2 protein-coding genes are annotated in these 2,083 nt (G+C 72.4%); both read right to left on the reverse strand.

The features are described from left to right. A partial coding sequence (gene soxR / locus K6I34_RS36135; protein WP_229332257.1) for a redox-sensitive transcriptional activator SoxR occupies nt 1-477 on the reverse strand: 477 nt, incomplete at its 3' end. Between the two features lie 92 nt (nt 478-569). Next, nucleotides 570-2,039: an MFS transporter gene (locus K6I34_RS36140; RefSeq protein ID WP_229332258.1), complete on the reverse strand. Its 1,470-nt coding sequence runs from the start codon at nt 2,037-2,039 to the stop codon at nt 570-572. Between the last annotated feature and the right edge of the window lie 44 nt (nt 2,040-2,083).

Below are 2,083 nucleotides of genomic sequence, written 5' to 3' on the forward strand. Positions count from 1 at the left end.
GTGGGTCGGCGGGTCCAGGAACCGGTCGACGAGCAGGCGGCGCGGCCCCGGTCCGACCCGGCCGAGACGGTCCTTCGGGTTGGCCACCATGCAGCGGTCCAGCGACAGGCACCCGCAGCCGATGCAGTCGTCGAGCCGGTCGCGCAGCCGGGTGAGCTGCTCGATGCGCGCGTCGAGGTCGTCCCGCCAGCTCCGGGACAGCTCCTCCCAGTCTTCCTGGGTGGGCGTGCGGCCGTCGGGCAGGCCCGCCAGCGCCTCCTGGACCTCCCGCAGGGAGATGCCGACGCTCTGCGCGACCCGGACGAGTGCCACCTGCCGCAGTGTCGCCCGCGGGTACCGGCGCTGGTTGCCGGAGGTGCGCCGACTGTGGATCAGGCCCATCGACTCGTAGAAGCGCAGCGCGCTGGTGGTGACGCCGCTGCGTTCGGCGAGCTCACCGACGGTGAGTTCCTTGGCGTTGTACGGGGGCACTTCCATGAGTTCAACCGTAATCCGGACTTCAAGTGTGATTGAGGTTTCTGGGGGCCGATGGTGTGAAGCGTCCCTTCGGCACTCCGCGGGTGTCTCGGTCACCGTTCCGGTCGGGAGAGCGCCGCGGCGCGCCGCCGCTCCTGGCAGGCGGTGACGCCTGCCAGGGTGGCGACGGCGGCGAGGGCGAACAGGGCGTAGCGCGCCGAGCGCGCCATCGAGGGCGCGCCGAGGTTGACCAGGACACCGGTGAGGGCGGCGCCGAAGGAGAAGGCGAACAGCCCGATGGTGTTCATGGCCGCGGACGCCTTCGCCGCCTCCTCCTGGTCCGTCGTACTGCCCATCACGGCCGTCGACAGATGAGGCATGGCCATGCCGATGCCGGAACCGGCCACCAGATACGCCGTGGCCCAGGCGGCCACCGTGAGCGGGGACGCGTCCTCGCGCTGGAGCAGTCCGGTTGCGGCCAGGCCGGTGGCCAGGACGAACGGCCCGGCCGGGCTCAGGCGGGCGAGCACCGGAGGGCGGGCGCCGGAGACCGCGACCTGCGTCAGGGCCCAGCCGACGGGCAGCGTGGTGCCGAGGAACCCGGCCGCCACGGGCGGCAGGCCGCCGAGCCGCTGGCCGAACAGCGGGATGAACGCCTCCACGGAGGCCGCGACCGTGATGAGGACCCGGCTGAGGTAGAGCCACCGAAGCGCGGACCCGGACGAGTAGGCCGACGCCGGCAGCACACGGGCCCGCGCGCCGGGCCGCCGCTCGCTCAGGACGAAGACCACGATCAGGACGAGCGCGGCGGCGACGGCCGCGACGGTGGACACCGGGCCGGACAGGACTCCGGCGGTGCTGATCAGCGCCGCCGCCGAGGTGAGCAGCACCAGCGAGACCATCGGCAGTGGGCTGACGGCCTGAGCCCGGCGGCCGGCGGGAACGGCCCGCGACACGAGCGGGACCAGCGGCAGCGTCAGGACCAGCACCACGGCGAAGGCCAGGCGCCACGCGCCGAATTGGGCGAACACCCCGCCGACCGCGGGGCCGACGAAGAACCCGGCCGCCATCGTCGCCGACACCAGTCCCGTCCCCCGCGCCCACAGGTGCTCGGGCAGCGCCGACTGGACGGTGACGTAGCTGAGCCCGGCCAGCAGACCGGTCCCGAATCCCTGGAGCACGCGTCCGGCCAGCAGCACCTCCATCGTCGGGGTCACCACCGCGATGCCGGTGCCGGCCGCGAACGACGCGACACCGATACGGAAGCCATCCCGGGGCCCGCGCACGGACACTATCCGGCTGACCAGCAGCGCGGCGATCACCGAGGCGATCATGAAGACGGTCGTGGTCCAGGCGTAGAGGCGTTCGCCACCGATGTCCTCGACCGCCGTCGGCAGCAGACTGCTGGTCACCCAGGTGCTCGCGCCGTCCAGCAGCATCACGCCCGCGATCAGCAGCGCGGTGGCCCGGTGAGCGGGGCCGAACAGTTCTCTCCAGCTGCCGGGCGGGCCGGTCCGCGCGGACGCGGGACCGCTGGTCTCAGGGGCCTCAGGGGTCTCGGTAGGTTCAGTCGATATTGCCACCCCGGAACCAAACAACTTCAAGAGCTCTTGAAGTCAAGTCGGCT

Origin of the sequence: Streptomyces sp. UNOC14_S4, assembly GCF_020740835.1 — a bacterium.
GTDB lineage: Bacteria > Actinomycetota > Actinomycetes > Streptomycetales > Streptomycetaceae > Streptomyces.